The organism is Pseudomonas sp. K5002 (assembly GCF_013386655.1).
In the GTDB taxonomy this organism is placed as follows: Bacteria; Pseudomonadota; Gammaproteobacteria; order Pseudomonadales; family Pseudomonadaceae; genus Aquipseudomonas.
This window is the reverse complement of the sequence record NZ_JACARK010001740.1, coordinates 1-450: the sequence shown is the minus strand read 5'-3', so window position 1 is coordinate 450 and position 450 is coordinate 1. Positions and strand designations below refer to the sequence as shown.

The 450-nt window shown below is 66.2% G+C and carries 1 protein-coding gene and 1 pseudogene; both read left to right on the top strand.

The features are described from left to right. On the top strand, positions 1-331 hold a 331-nt coding region (locus tag HX846_RS39030), incomplete at its 5' end, for a DUF4381 domain-containing protein (protein ID WP_178967677.1). After that, positions 324-450, top strand: a pseudogene (locus HX846_RS39025) (BatB protein); the annotation flags it as partial. The gene HX846_RS39030 and the pseudogene HX846_RS39025, both read left to right, overlap by 8 nt.

Here is a 450-nt window from a genome sequence, read left to right as displayed (position 1 = left end):
CGAACAACCCCTGGACCCGCTGCGCATCGCCGCCCTCGCCGAACTGGCGCTGATGCCCAAACCCTACGACGGCGCACCGGCCGGTGCCTGGCTGCAACAGCTCAACGGCCTGCTCAAGCGCCTGTGCCGCAACGACTACCCGTACAGCCAGAGCCACACCCTCAACGGCCGCAAGTGGCTGGCGTTCCTCGACAACCGCTGCCCCGCCGCCGGCCTGACCCGCTGGATGGTGCTGGTGGAAGGCGCCTACAAGCCCGAATGCAAACTCGACGACAAGGCCATCGCCGGGCTGACCCAGGCCGTCGACACCTGGATTCGCAAACATGTTTGAGTTCGCCTGGCCGTGGATCTTTGCCCTGTTGCCATTGCCCTGGTTGCTGCGCCTCATCCTGCCGGTGGCCGACAGCGGCGAACCGGCGCTGAAAGTCAGCTTCCTCAGCGACCTCGAAG